This window comes from Streptomyces sp. RKND-216, assembly GCF_004795255.1.
In the GTDB taxonomy this organism is placed as follows: Bacteria; Actinomycetota; Actinomycetes; order Streptomycetales; family Streptomycetaceae; genus Streptomyces; species Streptomyces hazeniae.
The window spans coordinates 1,715,621-1,734,379 of sequence record NZ_SSBQ01000002.1 but is presented as its reverse complement, the minus strand read 5'-3'; the positions used below and the strand labels follow the sequence as shown (position 1 = coordinate 1,734,379).

The following is an 18,759-nucleotide window of genomic DNA, read 5'->3' as shown; positions in this document are numbered from 1 at the left end:
TGACATCCGCGGGCCTCTGCCGGGCGGATTTCCCGACACGCCCGTCGCGCCTGCCGCCACCGCCCCTATGCTCCCTGCCCTGTGCCGGACGGGGAGGAGGCGCGATGGGAGCACGGGCCGCCGGGCTCGCCGCGAGCGCGTGGGCGCTCGTCCTCGCCGTCGCGCTGGCCGCCCTCGCCTGCGTCCTCCCCGCGCTCCTTGACCCCGCCCGTATCGACTGGGCGGCGCTCTCCCTGCTCGCCGGCCTGTATGCCGCGGCCGAGGCCCTGCCCCACCTGCCGCAGCTCTTTCCGCAGGCGGGGCGCAGGGTCCCGGGCCTGGCGCGCGCGTGGGGCGGAGGCGAGGGCGCGCCGCCGGAGGTGTGCGGGCCGCTGCTGCTCACCGCCGTCCTGCTGCTCCGCCCGGAGGGCGCGGCGCTGGTCCCGGTCGTGGGGGCCCTCGCCGGCCGGGTCCCCGCGCGGCACGCCGGCGCCCGCCGCGTGTGGCGCGCGGCCCGGCTGTCCCTGGCCGCGTACGCCGCCGGCGCTGCGGCCTGGCTGCTCCCGGCGACCGGCGCCGGAGCGGCACCGGGACCGGGCGGCGCGGAGGCGCCGGCCGCGTTCGGGCTCCCGGAGGCGCTGCTCCCGGCGGCCCTGGTCGTGGTCGTCTACTGCGCGGCGTTGACCGCCCTGGACGGCGCCGTCCTGGTCGCCGCCGAACGGTGCGCCCCGCGCGCCGCGTGGTGCGGCCGCTTCGTTCCCCTGCTGCCGCCGCACGCCGTGCACGCGCTCGCCGGGCTGTTGATGGCCGTGCTGTGGCGCAGCCCGTACGGCCCGGCAGCCGCCCTGTCCGTGCTGCTGCTCATGGCGCTGTGCTGCTGGGTCTTCGCCGAGTACCAGCGGGAACGGGCCGCCCACCGGGCGACCGTACGGGCGCTGGTGCAGGCCGTGGACATCAAGGACCGCTACACCCGCGGCCACAGCGAACGGGTGGGCCGCGCCTCCGCGCTGATCGCCCGTGAACTCGGCATGGACGACGGCCGGACCGAGGCGCTGCGGTTCGCGGGCATCCTGCACGACATCGGCAAGCTCGGCGTGCCCACCCGGCTGCTGCGCAAGGCCGGACCGCTGAGCCCGCTGGAGCGCAGCGTGCTGGAACTGCATCCGGAGTACGGGCACGAGATGGTGCGCGGTATCCGCTTCCTCGGCGAGGCACGCTCCGCGATCCTGCACCACCACGAACGCCTGGACGGCACCGGTTACCCGTACGGCCTCGCCGGCGACGAGATCCCCGAACCCGCCCGGCTGGTCGCCGTGGCCGACGCGTTCGACGCGATGACCTCCCACCGCAGCTACCGCCGCGGACGGCCGGTCGGCGACGCCGTCGCCGAACTCCACCGCTGCGCAGGCACCCACTTCGATCCCTGCATGGTCGACGCCCTCACCCGGGCGCTGGACCGCCACGGGTGGTCCGCGGAGGTCACCGCCGACCCCGCCCGGGACGGTGCCCGCGCCGAACCCGCGGCCCCGCCCGCCGCACGCTCCCGCTCCCACCGGGCCGTACCCCCGCCGCGCACGGCCGTACGCCGCCCCGCGCACGGCCGTCACCGTGCGGGGCGTGCCCCCGCCCCAGCCCGGGGCCACGGTGCCGAGGCCCGGCCGTTCCCGTCCGGCCCGACCACCCACACCACGGGCGCCGCCCGCCTCGGAGCGTCCGGCGGCGCTCCGGACCGCGACGCGGCGCGGTCGTTCGACGGCCCGGCGGGCGCCGGAGCGGACCAGTCCACACCGCCGTCCGCCGCCGGGGTACCTTCCGGGCGCCCGCCGGGAGCCCGCGGGCGCCACGCCGCTCCTCCGGGGCCGGGGCTTCCCGGCCCCGGGGAGGCTCCACCGGGCCCGCCAGGTGCCCTGCCGGACGGTTCGGGCGACGCACGCCCCCGCGACGGCGTGCAGGGACGTTCGCCCGCAGGCGCCGGTCCCTACGGTCGGCCGACGTCCGCCTCCCCTCCCGGTCCCGGAGAGCCGACGTGATGCGACGGGTCGCGGCCGTGCACGCCGCCGCGGCCGCACTCGCACTCGCCGGACTGCTCGTCACCGTCCGCGACGGCGTGCGTCAGCCGGCCGCCGCGCTGGCGTTCGCGCTGCTCGTCGCCGCCGGCGAGGCCGTACGCGTCCGGCTGCCCGGCGATGCGCGCCCGGTCGCACCGCTGGCCACCGCCGCCGCGCTCGGCTATGCGCTGCTGGGCGAGGTGGAGGGCCGTCCCGCCGGTCACGGCGTGCTGCAGGTGGTCGCCGTCACGGCGGCCGGCACCCTCGCCGGCTCTCTCCCGCACCTGGTCCGCGCCCCGCGCCCCGTCCGGCCGGACCGGGAGGCCGGACGGTTGCTGACGGCCGCCTTCGCCGCCGCCTGCTACCAGCCCCTGCACACGTGGGCCGAGGCGACCGGACTGGGTGGGCCGTGGCACGCCCCGCTGGTCCTGCTCGTCCTCCTCCTCACCGCGTGCTGGGACGCGGTGCTGGCCGCCGTGGTGAGCTCCGGACGCCGCGGTCGGGCGTTCCCGCCGTCGCTGCACGACGCGCTGCGCGGCGCGTTCGGTCTCGTGCAGGCGCTGACCGCCACCGGTGCGGTGCTGGCGCTCGCGGTGGGCGCGGGCGGGCTGTGGGCGCTCCCGGTGTGCTGGGTCCCGCTGCTGCTGGTGCAGTTCGCGGTACGTCGGCACGCCGCCGTACGGGCCACCTACCGGCAGACCATCGTCTCCCTCGCTCGGGCGACCGAGGTGGCCGGCTGCACTCCACAGGGCCACGCCCGCCGCGTCGCCGCGCTGAGCCGGGCCATGGCCGGCGAACTCGGGCTGGCCGAGCCGGATCTCACCGTGCTGGAGTACGCCGCCCTGATGCACGACATCGGTCAGCTGTCCCTGGTGGACCCGCTGGCCGGCGGGGCGACCGAGCCGCTGGAGGACTCCGAACGGCGGCGGATCGCGCTGCTCGGCGGCGCCGTGGTCCGGCAGACCGGTGTCCGCGCGGACGTCGCCCTGGTGGTCGAACGGCAGGCCGACCCGTGGCGTGAACAGCCGCTCACGGCGCGTCTCGTACGGGTCGCCAACGCATACGAGGAGCTGACCGCCGGGCAGGATCCGGTGGCGGCACCCCTGCGGACCCTGGAACGGCTGCGGCTGGGCGCCGCCCGCGACTACGACCCGCGGGTGGTCGACGCCCTCGCCCGCGTCGTGACCCCGGACCTCCCCGGACCGGCCGCGCCGGGGCCGGCGTCCGGGGCCACGGGTTCGCCTTCCGGGTAGTGAGCGCGAGGGCGAGTGGGCATGGTTGGATGCGAGAGGGGAAACCACGGCCAGTGGTGCGCCCCACGTCATCGACGACGCGAACACGCAGCGACAGGCGGGAGTCAGGCGGCACATCGTGAGGATCTTCGGCAAGGTGCGGCACCGTCCCTCCGCCTCCTGGCGGCAGGCGACCGACCGCGCGTTCACGCTCATCGGGGACGGGCGCTACGAGGACGCCGGCGCTCTGCTCACCCGCGCCGCAGACCTGGAGCCGTGGCTCTCCGAGTCCTGGTTCAATCTCGCGCTGCTGCACAAGTTCCGGCACGACTGGGAGCAGGCGCGCGCCGCGGGTCTGCGCGCCGTCGCGCTGCTGGACCGCGACGCGGGCGCCCCCGACTGGTGGAACGTCGGCATCGCCGCCACCGCGCTCCAGGACTGGCCGCTGGCCCGCCGCGCCTGGCAGGCGTACGGGCTGCGGGTCCCCGGAGAGGCGCACAGCTCGGCCGCGGCCGGCGAGCCCACCGGCATGCAGCTGGGGAGCGCCGCCGTCCGGCTCTCCCCGGAGGGCGAGGCCGAGGTGGTGTGGGGCCGCCGCATCGATCCGGCCCGGCTGGAGATCCAGAGCATCCCGCTGCCGTCCTCCGGGCGCCGCTGGGGCGAGGTGATCCTGCACGACGGCGTGCCGCACGGCGAGCGGACCACGGCGGCCGGTCCGGCCTACCCCGTCTTCGACGAGATCGAGCTGTGGGCCCCCTCGCCGGTGCCCACCTGGGTGGTGCTGCTCGACGCGGCCGCCGAGGAGGACCGGGACGCCCTGGAGCGGCTGGCGGCCGACGCCGGATTCGCCGCGGAGGACTGGTCCTCGTCCGTGCGGCTGCTGTGCCGGTCCTGCTCCGAGAGCAGCATGCCCAGCGACGAGGGCGACGGCACCGTCCACCTGGACCCGCACGACCACAGCTCCCCCGGTCACCCCGGGCCCCTCGGCCACATGACGGCGGGCGGCCCCGGCGATCTGTGGGTGCCGGAACGCGAGTGCGGCATCGCCGCCCCCTCCGGGCTGGTGCGGGGTCTGCTGGACGGCTGGGTCGCCGACAGCCCGGACACCCGCGAGTGGCGGGACCTGGAAGAGGTCTGCTGAGGCCGGAGCGACGGCCGCGGTTGTCCCGGCGGTGTGCCCGGCCACCGCTATCCGGCCCGTCGCCGCGGCGCGCCCCGTACCCTGTAGGGCGTATCCCGCGCGGGACGCGCGGTGACGGCCCAGGCGGAGGTCCCGGGGCGGGTGCCCCGAGGACGTGAGGAAGGCGTACGGCGGAATGTCGCAGCAGCAGGAGACTTGGTCGGAGTCGGCTGAGGAGTTCGTGGTCGACACCGAGGACTGCGAGGAGCGCGAGCAGGCGTACCGGGCGCGGGGGACCGCCCGCCCGATCACCGTCGTCGGCAATCCGGTCCTGCACAAGGAGTGCAAGGTCGTCACCGATTTCGACGAGGATCTCGCGAAGCTGATCGACGACATGTTCGCCAGCCAGCGCGCCGCCGAGGGCGTCGGCCTCGCCGCCAACCAGATCGGCGTCGACGCCAAGGTCTTCGTCTACGACTGCCCCGACGACGAGGGCGTCCGGCACGTCGGCGTCGTGGTCAACCCGGTGCTGGAGGAGCTGCCGGCCGACCGGCGGTCGCTGGACGACTCGGGCGAGGGCTGCCTCTCGGTACCCACCGCGTACGCGGAGCTGGCCCGCCCGGACTTCGCCGTGGTCCGCGGCCAGGACGCCGACGGCAAGCCGATCCGGGTGCGCGGCACCGGCTACTTCGCCCGCTGCCTCCAGCACGAGACCGACCACCTGAACGGCTACCTGTACATCGACCGGCTCTCCAAGCGCGAGCGCAAGGACGCCCTGAAGCAGATGGCCGAGGGCACCCCGCGCTACGAGACCGTCCCCAACGACTGACCGTTCACGTCACGCGCGGACGGGCCGGCCGGGGAGACCCGGTCGGCCCGTCCGCGCGTGACGCCTGACGTGTTCAGAAGTCGTCGTCGAAGGACACCGAGCCCTCGACGGCGACCTGGTACGCCGAGGCGCGCCGCTCGAAGAAGTTCGTCAGCTCCTGCACGTTCTGCAGCTCCATGAAGGAGAACGGGTTCGCCGAGCCGTAGCGGACGGGGAATCCGAGCCGGACGAGCCGCTGGTCCGCGACGGCCTCCAGGTACTCCCGCATCGAGTCGGTGTTCATACCCGGCAGCCCTTCGCCGCACAGGTCGCGGGCGAACTGCAGCTCGGCCTCCACCGCCTCCTCCAGCATCGCGGTGACCTGCTTCTCCAGCGCGTCGTCGAAGAGGTCGGGCTCCTCCTGGCGGACGGTGTCGACCACGTCGAAGGCGAACGACATGTGCATCGACTCGTCGCGGAACACCCAGTTGGTGCCGGTCGCCAGGCCGTGCAGGAGGCCGCGCGAGCGGAACCAGTACACGTAGGCGAAGGCGCCGTAGAAGAAGAGGCCCTCGATACAGGCCGCGAAGCAGATCAGGTTGAGCAGGAAGCGGCGCCGGTCCTCGCGCGTCTCCAGCCGTTCCACCTTCTCCACGGAGTCCATCCAGCGGAAGCAGAACTGTGCCTTCTCCCGGATGGACGGGATGTTCTCCACGGCCGCGAACGCCTGGGCGCGTTCGTCCGGATCGGGCAGGTAGGTGTCCAGCAGCGTCAGGTAGAACTGGACGTGCACGGCCTCCTCGAACAGCTGCCGCGACAGGTACAGCCGGGCCTCGGGCGAGTTGATGTGCTTGTACAGGGTCAGCACCAGGTTGTTCGCCACGATGGAGTCGCCGGTGGCGAAGAACGCCACCAGGCGGCCGATCATGTGCTGTTCGCCGGGGGAGAGCTTGGCGAGGTCGGCGACGTCGGAGTGGAGGTCGACCTCCTCAACGGTCCACGTGTTCTTGATCGCGTCCCGGTAGCGCTCGTAGAACTCCGGGTACCGCATCGGACGCAGGGTCAGTTCGAAACCCGGGTCGAGCAGGTTCTTGTGCGGCTGGGCGGTGGTCACTGGCATGCCTCGCAGGACTCGGGGTTCTCCAGGGAGCAGGCGGCGGCCTCGTCCGGCGCGGCGCTCTGCTGGGCGGGTACGGCGGCCTGAGCCGTGGCCGACCCGGCCGCCCGCGCGATCCGGGTGGCCGGCCGCGACCGCAGGTAGTACGTCGTTTTGATGCCGCGCTTCCAGGCGTAGGCGTACATCGAGCTGAGCTTGCCGATGGTCGGGGACGCCATGAACAGGTTCAGCGACTGGCTCTGGTCCAGGTACGGGGTGCGGGCAGCCGCCATGTCGATCAGCGCGCGCTGCGGGATCTCCCACGCCGTCCGGTACAGCTCCCGCACGTGCGCGGGCAGCCCCGGCAGGTCCTGCACGCTGCCGTTGGCCTCGCGCAGCGCCTCCCGGGTGGCGTCGTCCCAGCGGCCCAGTCGCTTCAGCTCGTCCACCAGGTAGCCGTTGACCTGGAGGAACTCCCCGCTCAGCGTCTCGCGCTTGAACAGGTTGGACACCTGCGGCTCAATGCATTCGTAAGCGCCGGCGATGGAGGCGATGGTCGCCGTCGGGGCGATGGCCAGCAGCAGCGAGTTCCGCATGCCGGTGGCGGCGATCCGGGTCCGCAGCGCCGACCAGCGCTCCGGCCAGGTCTGTTCGGCCTCCGGGTAGTGGTCCGGGTGGAGCACGCCGCGCGCGGTGCGCGTCGATTCCCAGGCCGGGAGCGGGCCGTGCCGCTCGGCGAGGTCGGCCGATGCCTCGTAGGCGGCGAGCATGATGCGTTCCGAGATTCGGGTGGACAGCTGCTGCGCCGCGGGGGAGTCGAAGGGCAGCCTTAGCCGGAAGAAGACGTCCTGAAGGCCCATCAGGCCCAGACCGACCGGGCGCCAGCGTGCGTTGGAGCCGCCGGCCTGCTCGGTGGGGTAGTAGTTGACGTCGACCACACGGTCCAGGAAGGTCACGGCGGTGCGCACGGTGGCGTCCAGGCGCTCCCAGTCCATCCCGCCGTCGTCGCCGAGGTGGGCGGCGACGTTGACCGAACCGAGGTTGCACACGGCGGTCTCGTCGTCGTCGGTCACCTCCAGAATCTCGGTGCACAGGTTGGAGGAGTGGACGACACGGCCGGGCTCTGCGGTTTGGTTGGCCGTGCGGTTGGCGGCGTCCTTGAAGGTCATCCAGCCGTTGCCGGTCTGTGCGAGGGTGCGCATCATCCGCGCGTACAGCTGCCGGGCCGGAACGGACTTCACGGCCTTCCCGTCCGCCTCGGCGCGACGGTAGGCGGCGTCGAAGTCGTCGCCCCACAGGTCCACCAGCTCGGGCACATCGGAGGGGGAGAACAGCGACCAGTCGGCGTCGGCCTCGACACGGCGCATGAACTCGTCCGGGATCCAGTGCGCGATGTTGAGGTTGTGGGTGCGGCGGGCCTCCTCGCCGGTGTTGTCCCGCAGCTCCAGGAACTCCTCCAGGTCGGCGTGCCAGGTCTCCAGGTAGACGCAGGCGGCGCCCTTGCGCCGGCCGCCCTGGTTCACCGCGGCGACCGAGGCGTCCAGCGTGCGCAGGAACGGCACGATGCCGTTGGAATGACCGTTCGTGCCGCGGATGAGCGAGCCGCGGGCGCGGACGCGGGACCAGGACAGGCCGATGCCCCCGGCGTGCTTGGAGAGCCGGGCGACCTGGTGGTAGCGCTCGTAGATCGAGTCCAGTTCGTCCAGCGGCGAGTCCAGCAGGTAGCACGACGACATCTGCGGGTGCCTGGTGCCGGAGTTGAAGAGCGTCGGGGAGGACGGCAGGTAGGACAGCGAGCTGGTCAGCCGGTACAGCTCGGCGACCTCGTCGACGGCATGCGCGCTGTCGTCCGCCGCCAGTCCGCAGGCGACGCGCAGGAGGAAGTGCTGCGGGGTCTCCACGACCCGGCGGGTCGTGGGGTGGCGCAGGAGGTAGCGGGAGTGGACTGTGCGCAGCCCGAAGTAGCCGAACCGGTCGTCGGCGCCGTCCGCCACGGCGGCGTCGACCAGGGCGTCCAGGCGTGCGGCGTGCGCGGTGACGAACGCGGCGGTGGAGTCCGCGATCAGACCTTCGCGGTGGCCGACGGCGACCGAGGCGGAGAACGAGGTCGCGCCCTGACCGGCGGCCTCCTCGCGCACGGCGCGGGTCAGCAGCCGGGCCGCCAGGCGCCCGTACTCCGGTTCGTCGCCGATGAGTCCGGCCGCCGCTTCGACGGCCAGCGACCGCAGGTCCGCATGGGTCGATCCGGGGTGCCGTCCGCGCCGTACCGCCGCGCCGATCCGGGCGGCGTCGGTCGCGGGCAGGTCGGCGGTCAGCTCCGTCAACAGCCGCTCCAGCAGCGTGCTGTCGGCGTCCGGCCCGGAAGGCGCCGGGAACGGCGCCGGGACGGCTGCGGCCTCTGGTGCGATGGTCACGGTGACGTGCTCTCCTCGCTCGGCGGGGGCCGGTGGGGAGGCGTGGCGCGGCGCAGGCGGCGACCCGTTGCGGGCCGGCATCACCTCGCGTCCGCCGGCCCATCCCACGGGGCCCGGACGTGTACGACGCCGTCGGCAGGTGCTCGGACTCGCGGCGTTCCGGGACCCGTCGATGCGTGGAGGCAGGGCACGGCACGCCGCACACCGTTGCGGGACAGTCCCGGATTCGCACCGGGTTCCCCTGCGGCGACAGCGAGGACGAGCATACATGTTGGGGTGCTCCGCGCGAGCACCCCAACATCTTGTGTCGCTGGTAGGGTTGCGGTGCCCGTCAGCCCTCGTCGTCGGCGAGCTCCAACGCGAAGGTCCACAGGGGCAGACCGGGGATCGGCTCCCAGTCGCGGGCCGGGGTGCGCACGAACCGCAGCCGCCCGTACAGGCGGTGAGCGGTCGTCATCCTCGACTCGGTGGAGAGCACCACGCGTTCCCGGCCGAGTGCCCGCGCACGCGCCAGGCAGTCGCGCACCAGCGCCTCGCCGACGCCGCGTCCCCGCCCCTTCCGGTGCACGGCCAGCATGCGGAACTCGGCCTCGCCGGGCCGGGCGATGTTCGCGTACTCCCCGCCGTCCCCGACGAAGGTCACGGTGCCCAGCAGGTCTCCGGTGCCCGCGTCCACGGCGACCAGGACCTGCGCGTGCCCGGCGCGGTGCGGTACGTTCCGCAGCACCTCCAGGTACGGGTCCCGCGCGCCGTGGGTGAGCAGCCCGTCCTCCAGGTACGCGTCGGCCGTCAGGTCTCCGACCTCGCCGTACTCCGCCTCGCGTGCCGCCCTGATCGTCACGTCCATGCCCCCAGCATGCAGCACCCCGCCGGCAGCATGCAGCACCCCGCCGGCGGTCGTGCCGTCGGCGGGGTGCTCGGGGTGGGTTCCGCGGATCAGGGAGCGGCGGTGGGGGCCGGCAACTCCTCCTTCACGCCCGGGTCGCCGGCGTCCGCGCGGTAGTCGGACGGCTTGGTCTCGTCCCGCCCGTCCGGGACCTTGGCGGACCGGAGAATCACCGTCAGGACGACCGTGACGACGGCGTTCAGCACGAAGGCGGTGAGGCCGATGTAACCGATCTCACCGATCATCGGGATCTCCGCCGTGCTGCCGCCGAAGTGTTCCTGCTTCGGGCTGGACACGTTGTACGCCGCGATGGTGCCGTACACCATGCCGACCGCCCAGCCGGCGAGCAGCGCCCACCGGTGGAACCAGCGCGTGAACAGGCCGCCGACCAGGGACGGGAAGGTCTGCGCGATCCAGATGCCCCCCAGTAGCTGGAAGTTGAGCGCCGCCGTTTTGTCCAGGGTGAGGACGAAGACCAGGGCGCCGACCTTCACCAGCAGCGAGGTGACCTTGGAGACCTTGGTCTCCTGCTCCGGGGTGGCGTTCGGCTTGAGGAAGTCGCGGTAGACGTTCCGGGTGAACAGGTTCGCCGCGGCGATCGACATGATGGCCGCCGGGACCAGGGCGCCGATGCCGATGGCGGCGAACGCGACGCCCGCGAACCAGGCCGGGAACATGTTCTCGAACAGCTGCGGCACCACCAGTTGCGGGTTGTCCAGCGAGATGCCGGCCGCGATGCCCATGAAGCCGAGCAGCGCCAGCAGGCCCAGCATCAGCGAGTACATCGGCAAGATGGTGGTGTTGCGGCGGATCACCTCGCGGCTGCGGCTGGACAGCGTCGCGGTGATCGCGTGCGGGTACATGAACAGCGCCAGCGCGGAGCCGAGTGCCAGCGTCGCGTACGCCCAGTGGCCCTCGGGCCCGGTGACCAGTGCTCCGCCGGTCTCGGAGAGCTTCTCGCCCGCGCTGGAGAAGATGTCGTCGAAGCCGCCGAGCTTGATCGGGATGTAGATGATCGCGACGGCGATCACGATGTAGATCAGCGAGTCCTTGACGAACGCGATCAGGGCCGGGGCCCTCAGTCCCGAGGAGTAGGTGTAGGCCGCGAGCACGCCGAAGGCGATGAGCAGCGGCAGGTCCTTGATGAACCAGTGCGTCGACGCGCCGCCGCCGACGCCCATCACGTCCAGCACAGCCTGGATGCCGACGAGCTGCAGCGCGATGTAGGGCATGGTGGCGAGGATGCCGGTCAGCGCCACGGCCAGGGACAGGCCGCGCGAGCCGAAGCGGCCCTTCACGAAGTCCGAGGTCGTCACGTAGCCGTGCCGGTGGGACACCGACCACAGACGCGGCAGGAAGAGGAAGATCAGCGGATAGACGAGGATCGTGTACGGCACCGCGAAGAAGCCCACCGCGCCGGCCGAGTAGATCAGCGCGGGGACGGCCACGAAGGTGTACGCGGTGTAGAGGTCGCCGCCGAGCAGGAACCAGGTGATCCAGGTGCCGAAGCTCCGGCCGCCCAGACCCCATTCGTCCAGATTGTCGGCATCGGCCGCCTTCCGCCAGCGGGCGGCGAGGAAGCCCATCACCGTCACCAGTGCGAAGAAGAAGACGAAGACCACGAGCGCCACGACGTTGATGTCCTCGTTCATGCGCGCTCACCCCCCTCGGCGGCCGCACGGGCGTTGCGGCGGGCGGCGTTGTCCCGCCGCACCAGCACGTAGGCGATCACCGTGAGCAGGGTGGCCAGGGGCACCCACAGCATCTGGTACCAGTAGAAGAACGGGATGCCGATGAAGGTGGGCTCCACCGAGTCGTAGCTGCCGACCCAGAGTATCGCGACGAACGGAATGAACAGACAGACGGCGGCCAGCGCGCGCGCGGGGGTGACGGTGGGGATCGTCCCCGTGCTCGTGGGTGGTGGCATGGGTGGTGCTCCCGTCCAAGTACTGAGTGATCTCCTGATCGGTGCGCAGGAATCTAGCCAGCGGGAGCGGCCCCCGTCACCCCCCTTCCGCATAACGGACCGGACAAGTCGCAGGTCGTCCGGCACGCGTCGTGGCTGGTCGGAGGCGCGCGGTGACGGCTGTTCGTCCGGGGCGGGGGCGCGGTGAAGGTCAGCGGACGGGGCGGTGGAGGTTGGCGACGAACTTGTAGCGGTCGCCGCGGTAGACCGACCGCACCCACTCCACGGGCTCCCCGTCGGTGTCCTTGGAATGCCGGGAGAGCATCAGCATCGGCAGCCCCACGTCGGTGGCGAGCAGGCCCGCCTCACGAGGGGTGGCGAGCGAGGTCTCGATGGTCTCCTCGGCCTCCGCGAGGTGGACGTCGTAGACCTCTGCGAGCGCGGTGTACAGCGAGGAGTACTTCACCAGGCTGCGCCGCAGGGCGGGGAAGCGCTTCTGCGACAGGTGGGTGGTCTCGATGGCCATCGGCTCGCCGCTGGCCAGCCGTAGGCGCTCGATGCGGAGCACCCGTCCGCCGGCCTGGATGTCCAGCAATCCGGCGAGCCGGTCGTCGGCGGTGACGTAGCCGATGTCCAGCAGCTGCGAGGTGGGTTCGAGGCCCTGGGCGCGCATGTCCTCGGTGTACGAGGTGAGTTGGAGGGCCTGTGAGACCTTCGGCTTGGCGACGAAGGTGCCCTTGCCCTGGATGCGCTCCAGTCGGCCTTCGACGACGAGTTCCTGGAGGGCCTGGCGCACGGTGGTACGCGAGGTGTCGAACTCCCCGGCCAGCGTGCGCTCCGGGGGAACGGGCGTGCCGGGGGGCAGGGTCTCGGTCATCTCGAGCAGGTGGCGCTTGAGCCGGTAGTACTTCGGCACCCGCGCGGTGCGCGTGCTTCCGTTCCCGTTCCCGCCGTTTCCGTTCTTCGCGGCGTTCGTCACCGGCTCCTCCGTCTTCGTTGCGGTTCACATCGTGGCACGTGCCCGGCCCGGTGGGACGCACCAGGCCAGGTGTCGTTCCGGTAACGGAACGGTCGGCGGGTCCGCGGACCGTTGACACCCCTATAGGTCTAGGCCAAGCTGCGGGCACTGGTCTACACCATTGCGTACACCATCGAGGAGGACGGCGTGAGGCGCAAGCTCATAGCGGCGGTGGGGGCCGCTGCACTGGTGGCCGGCGCCACCGCCTGCGGCACCGAGGGCGGCGGCGCGGGGGACGGCGGCAAGAAGACCCTGACAGTGTGGGTCATGGACGGATCGGCGCCCGAGCCGTGGTCCAAGGAGCTGAACAAGGCGTTCGAGGCTGAACACAAAGGCGTCGAGGTCGAGATGAAGATCCAGCAGTGGAACGGCATCCAGGAGCGGATCACCACTGCACTCTCCGAGGACTCGCCGCCGGACGTGCTGGAACTGGGCAACACCCAGACCGCCGGATACGCGGTCACCGGCGGCCTCGCCGACCTCACCCCGATGAAGCGCGAACTGGGCTACGACCAGTGGAACGAGGGCATGCTGAGCTCCGCCGAACTCGACGGCAAGCTCTACGCCGCTCCCTGGTACGCCGCCAACCGCGCGGTCATCTACGACAAGAGCGTCTACGAGGAGGCGGGCGTCAAGCCGCCGAAGACGCGTGAGGAGTGGCTCGCCGGCCTGGAGAAGATCGGCGAGAAGACCGACAAGCAGCCCCTCTACCTCCCCGGCCAGAGCTGGTACGTCTTCGCCGGGTTCCTCTGGGACGAGGGCGGCAACCTCGCTGTGGAGAAGGGCGGCGACACGTGGGAGGGTGCCCTCGCGAGCGACGAGGCGGCGACCGCCATGGACTTCTACAAGGAACTCCAGTCGCACTCCACCGCCCCCAAGGACGCGGACGAGGCCACTCCGCAGCAGTCCACCGACGTCGTGCCCAAGAATGACGTGGCGTCCTGGATCGGGCTCGGCTGGGAGGCCGGCGGCGCCGTCGCCGCCATCGAGGAGGCAGGCGACGAGGCCGACTTCGGCTACTTCCCGATCCCTGGCAAGACCGCCGACCAGCCCGGACACGTCTTCTTCGGCGGCTCCAACCTCTCCGTCTCCGAGCGGTCCCCCAACAAGGAACTCGCCCAGGAGTGGCTGAAGATGGCCACTTCCGAGGAGTGGATGACGAAGTACGCCGAGGCCACCGAGGGCGGCCTGCTGCCCAACAGCCCCGCCGCACAGGTCGATCCGGCCGAGGGCTCGTTCGCCGAGGCGATGGTCGCGTCCGCGGAGGTCGGCCGCATCACCCCGGTCACCCCGGGCTGGGCCAACGTCGAGACCGACCCCAACCCGATCAAGACGTACATGACCAAGGTGCTGGAGGGGACCGACCCGAAGCAGGCCGGCAAGGAGGCCGACGAGGTCATCACCGAGCGCATCAACGGGAGCTGACGTCGGCGCGTCCGCAGCGCACCCGTCCCTGGCGGCCGGCCTCCCCCGGCCGCCGGGGCACTCCACGGCCCTGATGCCCCCTCACCCCGAGGAATGAGGACATGACCCTGCACACCCAGGGAGCGACCCCCGGAACGCCGCAGGCGGCGCCCCGCGCCGAGGAGTCGCCGCCCGATGTGCCCGAGCCCGCCCCGTCGGCCGACGGCGGCGCGCCGCCACGTCCGCGCCGCCCGCGGACCCATGCCTGGCTGCCGTACGCGCTGGTCGCGCCGGCGGTGCTCTCCTTGCTGGTCTTCCTCGGCTATCCGCTGGTCCGCAACGTCCTGATCTCGCTGCAGCAGCTCGGCCGCATCGAGATGATCTCGCGCCAGACGGTGTGGACGGGGCTGAGCAACTACACCGAGCTGCTGGCCGACGACATGTTCTGGACCGTGGTGGTCCGCACGTTCGTGTTCATGGCCGTCAACGTGGTGCTGATCATGGTCCTCGGCACCCTGGCCGGGCTGCTGCTGAACCGGCTCGGCTCCCGGATGCGGTTGGTGCTCTCGCTCGCCCTGGTCATGGCCTGGGCGATGCCCATCGTCGCCTCCGCCACCGTCTTCCGCTGGCTCTTCGACACTCAGTTCGGCGTGATGAACTGGGTGATGCGGGTCCTCGGCTTCGCTGGCTACGAGCAGCACAACTGGTTCGACACCGGCTTCTCCACCCTGGCCATCGTCACCCTGATGATCGTCTGGGCGTCCGTCCCGTTCGTCGCGCTCAACCTCTACGCAGGTCTCACCACCATCAGCGGCGAGCTGTACGAGGCGGCGCGGATGGACGGGGCCTCGAACACCCGCATCTTCCGCTCCGTGGTGTTTCCGATCATGAAGCCGTTCTTCCTGATCACGACCTTCCTGGAGATCATCTGGGTCTTCAAGGCGTTCGCGCAGATCGTCGCCCTGAACGGCGGCGGCCCGGACCGCGCCTCCGAGACCCTCCCGGTCTTCGCCTACGTCGAGGGCATGTCGCAGATGAACTTCGGCGTGGCGGCGGCCGCCTCCGTGCTGACCATCCTCATCCTGCTGGTCGCCATGTCCTTCTACTTCCGCCTGATCCTCAAGCAGGAGGAGGAGCAGTGAGCGCACTCACCGCCGTGACCGACCGCAGCGCGGAACGCGCCCGGCGCCGGAAGGCGTTCGGCCGCCTCTGGCCCAACCTGGTGGCCCTGCCGCTGGCGCTGTTCTTCGTCTTCCCCGTCTACTGGATGTTCTCCACGTCCTTCAAACCGGCGTCCGAGGTGCTCACCAAGGACCCGACGTTCCTCTTCACCCCCACCGTCGAGCACTACACGACGGCCACTGGCGTGGAACTGTTCTGGACGTACGTCGCCAACAGCCTCACGGTCACCGTGAGCGCCGTGCTGCTGGCCCTGCTGGTAGCGCTGGCGGCGAGCTTCGCGATCGTGCGGATGCGCTTCCGGGGGCGCAAAGGGCTGGTGCTGGCCGTGATGATGGCGCAGATGGCCCCCTGGGAGGTCATGGTCATCGTGATGTACCTGATCGCCCGCGACGCGCAGATGCTCAACAGCATCGGCACCCTCACGCTGATCTACTTCGTGATGGTGCTGCCCTTCACCGTCTGGACCCTGCGCGGCTTCATCGCCGCCGTGCCGAAGGAGCTGGAGGAGGCGGCGCTGATCGACGGCTGCGGCCGCACCCAGGCCTTCTTCCGGGTGATCTTCCCGCTGCTGGCGCCCGGCCTGATGTCCACCTCGCTCTTCGGCTTCATCACCGCCTGGAACGAGTTCGCCATGGTGCTGGTGCTCAACAAGGAGTCCGAGGCGTACACGCTGCCGCTGTGGCTCACTCAGTTCCAGTCGGCGTTCGGCAACGACTGGGGTGCGACCATGGCCGCGTCCTCGCTCTTCGCGCTCCCGGTCCTGATGCTCTTCCTGTTCCTGCAACGACGCGCCGTCGGCGGCCTCAGCGCCGGCGCCGTGAAGGGGTGACGCCCACCATGACGACCCTCGTACGGGACACATCCGCCGTTACCCGGGACGCCCTCGCCGTCCTGCAACCGGGCTTCGCCGGCACCACCGCCCCCAACTGGCTGCTCCGGCAACTCCGTGAGGGCCTGGGCTCCGTGGGCCTGTTCGGCCGCAACATCTCCTCCCCGGACCAGCTCGCCGCGCTCACCGCCGAACTCCGGGAGATCCGTCCGGACGTGCTGGTCGCCATCGACGAGGAGGGCGGCGACGTCACGCGCCTGGAGGCCCGCGCCGGCTCCTCCTTCCCCGGGAACCTGGCCCTCGGCGCCGTCGACGACCCCGGACTGACCCGTGCGGTCGCCCGCGAACTCGGCCGCCGGCTGGCCGCCTGCGGCGTCAACCTCAACTGGGCACCCTCCGCCGACGTCAACTCCAATCCGGACAACCCCGTCATCGGCGTCCGCTCCTTCGGCGACGATCCGCACCTCGTCGCCCGGCACACCGTCGCCTACGTCGAAGGGCTCCAGTCCGCCGGCGTCGCCGCCTGCGTCAAGCACTTCCCCGGCCACGGCGACACCGCCGTCGACTCCCATCACGCGCTGCCCCGCATCGACGCCGACCTCGGCACCCTGCGGACACGTGAACTCGTGCCGTTCCGCGCCGCTGTCGCCGCCGGCAGCAAGTGCGTGATGAGCGCGCACATCCTGCTTCCCGCCCTGGACGCCGCGCTCCCGGGCACGCTCAGCCCCGCGGCGCTCACCGGCCTGCTGCGCGCCCCCGTGGACCGCGGCGGCCTGGGACACCAGGGTCTGATCGTCACCGACGGAATGGAGATGGAGGCCATCTCCGCCTCCTTCGGCATCGAACGCGGCAGCGTTCTCGCCCTTGCCGCGGGCGCCGACGCCATCTGCGTCGGCGGCGGCCTTGCCGACGAGGACACCGTGCTGCGGCTGCGCGACGCCCTGCTGCGGGCCGTGCGGGACGGCGACCTCCCGCTCGACCGGCTCGCGGACGCCGCGGCACGGGTCCGGGCTCTCGCCCGCTGGACGGCGGGGGAGCGGGGGGCGGCGGGGGAGCGGGCGGCGGGGTCAGGCGTACCCGGGGCCGTGCGCACTCCCCGCGCGCACGGCGCCCAGGAGGGGAGCACGTCTGGCCCCGCACCCACCTCCGCGCACGACGAGGGCGTGGGCCTTCTGGCCGCGCGCCGGGCGCTGCGCGTCACCGGGCTCGCGGACCACCGGCCGCTGACCGAGCCGCCGTTCGTCGCCGCACTCACCCCGGTCGCCAACTTCGCCGTGGGCAGCGAGACGCCCTGGGGCCTCGCCGCCGAACTCGCCCGGCTGCTCCCCGGCACCACCACGGCCACCTACGGCCGGGACCGGATCGACCACTGGGGCCTCGACGCCGCGCTCGCCGAGGTGCTCGGCGCCGCGGCGAACCGTAGGATCGTCGCCGTGGTACGCGATGTCCACCGGCACGCCTGGATGGCCGGAGTGCTGGACGCCCTGCTCGCCGCCCGCCCCGACACCGTCGTGGTGGAGATGGGCGTCCCGCAGGCTCCGCCGGCCGGCGCGCTGCACATCGCCACCCACGGTGCCGCGCGCGTCTGTGCCCGAGCCGCCGCGGAGGTCCTGACCGGCGCGGACGCCGGCCGCTGACCCCCGCAGACCGACTGTCACGCCACCTGGAGGCACTCCGCATGTCCGTCCCGACGCCGTCCTCGTCCGTTCCCGAGACCGCCGGGGAGCCCGTCGTGCCCGGGCGGCTGATGGCGGCCGAGATGGCCGAGCAGCCCGAGGTGCTGCGCCGGCTGCTGGAGCGGGAGCGGGGCTCAGGCGGCGCCCCGACGATCCGGGAGACCGCCCAGGCGATCGCCGCCCGCGCCCCGCGTTTCGTGCTGCTCACCGCCCGCGGCACCTCGGACAATGCGGCGCTGTACGCCAAGTACCTCATCGAGGTGCTGCTGGGCAGGCCGTGCGGACTCACCTCGATGTCCACCACCACCGCCTACCAGGCGAAGGCGGACCTCACCGACTGCCTGGTGATCACCGTCAGCCAGTCCGGGGGCTCCCCGGACCTGGTCGCCTCCACCCGCGCCGCCCGGGAAGCGGGCGCGATCACCCTGGCGGTCACCAACAACGCCGCCTCGCCGCTGGCCCGGATCAGCGAGTTCCACATCGACGTGCTGGCCGGTCCGGAGGAGGCCCTGCCCGCCACCAAGACCTATACCGCCGAACTCCTCGCCCTGTACCTGCTGGTGGCGGGCATGCACGGCGCCGACGGGCCCGAGCAGGCCGCGGCCCTGCCCGAACTCGCCGAATCCGTCCTCGCCCGCCGCGAGGAGGTACGGGCGCTGGCCGGCCGCTACCGTTTCGCCGACCGCATGGTCATCACCTCACGCGGCTACGGCTACCCCACGGCCAAGGAGGCGGCGCTGAAGCTGATGGAGACCAGCTACATCCCCGCCCTGTCCTACTCCGGCGCCGACCTGCTGCACGGCCCGCTGGCCATGGTCGACAACATCTCCCCGGTGATCGCCGTCGTCACCGACGGCCGCGGCGGCGAGGCTCTCCAGCCCGTGCTGGACCGCCTCCGCGACCGCGGCGCCGACCTCGTGGTGATCGGCCCGAAGCCGCAGGTGGACGCCGCGTCCGCCGGCTTCGTCCTGCCCACGGGAGGACTGCCCGAGGAACTCCAGCCCATCCTGGAGATCATGCCGCTCCAGATGCTCGCCTACGAGGTCACCCTCGCCCGCGGTCAGGACCCCGACGCCCCCCGCGCCCTCGCCAAGGTCACCCAGACCCACTGAGCGGCGCGGCAGCGCTGGGGGGAGGCCTGATCGATCGTTCGCCGCAGCC

At 72.3% G+C, this 18,759-nt stretch carries 14 protein-coding genes, 1 pseudogene and 1 riboswitch; of the genes and pseudogenes, 9 read left to right on the top strand and 6 right to left on the bottom strand.

Annotated elements, in window-relative coordinates:
• Positions 1 to 104: 104 nt before the first annotated feature.
• From E4198_RS07410 to def, 4 genes and pseudogenes are all read left to right on the top strand, one after another.
• Positions 105 to 1,469 (top strand): annotated as a pseudogene (locus E4198_RS07410) (HD-GYP domain-containing protein); the annotation flags it as partial.
• A gap of 539 nt (positions 1,470 to 2,008) precedes the next feature.
• The gene (locus E4198_RS07405) at positions 2,009 to 3,280 is read left to right on the top strand and encodes an HD domain-containing protein (RefSeq protein ID WP_136182469.1); all 1,272 of its coding nucleotides are present in this window, start codon (positions 2,009 to 2,011) and stop codon (positions 3,278 to 3,280) included.
• A 118-nt stretch (positions 3,281 to 3,398) separates the two neighbouring features.
• Entirely contained in the window at positions 3,399 to 4,400 is a 1,002-nt protein-coding gene (locus E4198_RS07400) for a hypothetical protein (RefSeq protein ID WP_027766137.1), read from the top strand.
• Positions 4,401 to 4,575: 175 nt separating this feature from the next.
• The gene (gene def, locus E4198_RS07395) at positions 4,576 to 5,208 is read left to right on the top strand and encodes a peptide deformylase (RefSeq protein ID WP_136182468.1); all 633 of its coding nucleotides are present in this window, start codon (positions 4,576 to 4,578) and stop codon (positions 5,206 to 5,208) included.
• A 73-nt stretch (positions 5,209 to 5,281) separates the two neighbouring features.
• Here def and E4198_RS07390 read toward each other — a convergent pair whose 3' ends face one another.
• The 6 genes from E4198_RS07390 to E4198_RS07365 form a co-directional block, all read right to left on the bottom strand.
• Positions 5,282 to 6,307, bottom strand: coding sequence for a ribonucleotide-diphosphate reductase subunit beta (locus E4198_RS07390; protein ID WP_136182467.1), 1,026 nt, complete (start codon positions 6,305 to 6,307; stop codon positions 5,282 to 5,284).
• Positions 6,298 to 8,622, bottom strand: coding sequence for a ribonucleoside-diphosphate reductase subunit alpha (locus E4198_RS07385; protein ID WP_247597874.1), 2,325 nt, complete (start codon positions 8,620 to 8,622; stop codon positions 6,298 to 6,300). Before E4198_RS07385 ends, E4198_RS07390 begins: the two co-directional genes overlap by 10 nt.
• 191 nt (positions 8,623 to 8,813) lie before the next feature.
• A riboswitch (cobalamin riboswitch) is annotated at positions 8,814 to 8,980 on the bottom strand.
• A gap of 48 nt (positions 8,981 to 9,028) precedes the next feature.
• The gene (locus tag E4198_RS07380; protein ID WP_136182465.1) at positions 9,029 to 9,544 is read right to left on the bottom strand and encodes a GNAT family N-acetyltransferase; all 516 of its coding nucleotides are present in this window, start codon (positions 9,542 to 9,544) and stop codon (positions 9,029 to 9,031) included.
• A gap of 89 nt (positions 9,545 to 9,633) precedes the next feature.
• The gene (locus E4198_RS07375; RefSeq protein WP_168711390.1) at positions 9,634 to 11,235 is read right to left on the bottom strand and encodes a sodium:solute symporter; all 1,602 of its coding nucleotides are present in this window, start codon (positions 11,233 to 11,235) and stop codon (positions 9,634 to 9,636) included.
• A complete protein-coding gene (locus tag E4198_RS07370) occupies positions 11,232 to 11,510 on the bottom strand; it encodes a DUF3311 domain-containing protein (protein WP_136182464.1) in 279 nt (92 codons plus the stop codon). The genes E4198_RS07375 and E4198_RS07370 overlap by 4 nt, the downstream gene beginning before the upstream one ends.
• Before the next feature lie 190 nt (positions 11,511 to 11,700).
• The gene (locus tag E4198_RS07365; RefSeq protein WP_136182463.1) at positions 11,701 to 12,468 is read right to left on the bottom strand and encodes a GntR family transcriptional regulator; all 768 of its coding nucleotides are present in this window, start codon (positions 12,466 to 12,468) and stop codon (positions 11,701 to 11,703) included.
• A 186-nt stretch (positions 12,469 to 12,654) separates the two neighbouring features.
• Here E4198_RS07365 and E4198_RS07360 point away from each other — a divergent pair, with 186 nt between their 5' ends.
• From E4198_RS07360 to E4198_RS07340, 5 genes are all read left to right on the top strand, one after another.
• Positions 12,655 to 13,932, top strand: a complete 1,278-nt coding sequence (locus E4198_RS07360; protein WP_136182462.1) for an extracellular solute-binding protein — start codon at positions 12,655 to 12,657, stop codon at positions 13,930 to 13,932.
• A 101-nt stretch (positions 13,933 to 14,033) separates the two neighbouring features.
• Entirely contained in the window at positions 14,034 to 15,053 is a 1,020-nt protein-coding gene (locus E4198_RS07355) for a sugar ABC transporter permease (protein ID WP_136182461.1), read from the top strand.
• On the top strand, positions 15,050 to 15,922 hold the full coding sequence (locus tag E4198_RS07350) for a carbohydrate ABC transporter permease (protein ID WP_247597584.1): 873 nt from the start codon (positions 15,050 to 15,052) through the stop codon (positions 15,920 to 15,922). Before E4198_RS07355 ends, E4198_RS07350 begins: the two co-directional genes overlap by 4 nt.
• Before the next feature lie 8 nt (positions 15,923 to 15,930).
• The gene (locus tag E4198_RS07345) at positions 15,931 to 17,559 is read left to right on the top strand and encodes a glycoside hydrolase family 3 N-terminal domain-containing protein (RefSeq protein ID WP_136182460.1); all 1,629 of its coding nucleotides are present in this window, start codon (positions 15,931 to 15,933) and stop codon (positions 17,557 to 17,559) included.
• 41 nt (positions 17,560 to 17,600) lie between these two features.
• Entirely contained in the window at positions 17,601 to 18,710 is a 1,110-nt protein-coding gene (locus tag E4198_RS07340) for an SIS domain-containing protein (protein WP_136182459.1), read from the top strand.
• Positions 18,711 to 18,759 lie beyond the last annotated feature (49 nt).

Excerpts from the sequence above, each read along its gene's own strand:
- E4198_RS07390 (WP_136182467.1), bottom strand. The coding sequence starts at position 6,307 with ATGCCAGTGACCACCGCCCAGCCGCACAAGAACCTGCTCGACCCGGGT.
- E4198_RS07380 (WP_136182465.1), bottom strand. The coding sequence starts at position 9,544 with ATGGACGTGACGATCAGGGCGGCACGCGAGGCGGAGTACGGCGAGGTC.
- E4198_RS07345 (WP_136182460.1), top strand. The coding sequence starts at position 15,931 with ATGACGACCCTCGTACGGGACACATCCGCCGTTACCCGGGACGCCCTC.
- E4198_RS07405 (WP_136182469.1), top strand. The coding sequence starts at position 2,009 with ATGCGACGGGTCGCGGCCGTGCACGCCGCCGCGGCCGCACTCGCACTC.
- E4198_RS07355 (WP_136182461.1), top strand. The coding sequence starts at position 14,034 with ATGACCCTGCACACCCAGGGAGCGACCCCCGGAACGCCGCAGGCGGCG.
- E4198_RS07375 (WP_168711390.1), bottom strand. The coding sequence starts at position 11,235 with ATGAACGAGGACATCAACGTCGTGGCGCTCGTGGTCTTCGTCTTCTTC.
- E4198_RS07370 (WP_136182464.1), bottom strand. The coding sequence starts at position 11,510 with ATGCCACCACCCACGAGCACGGGGACGATCCCCACCGTCACCCCCGCG.
- E4198_RS07340 (WP_136182459.1), top strand. The coding sequence starts at position 17,601 with ATGTCCGTCCCGACGCCGTCCTCGTCCGTTCCCGAGACCGCCGGGGAG.
- def (WP_136182468.1), top strand. The coding sequence starts at position 4,576 with ATGTCGCAGCAGCAGGAGACTTGGTCGGAGTCGGCTGAGGAGTTCGTG.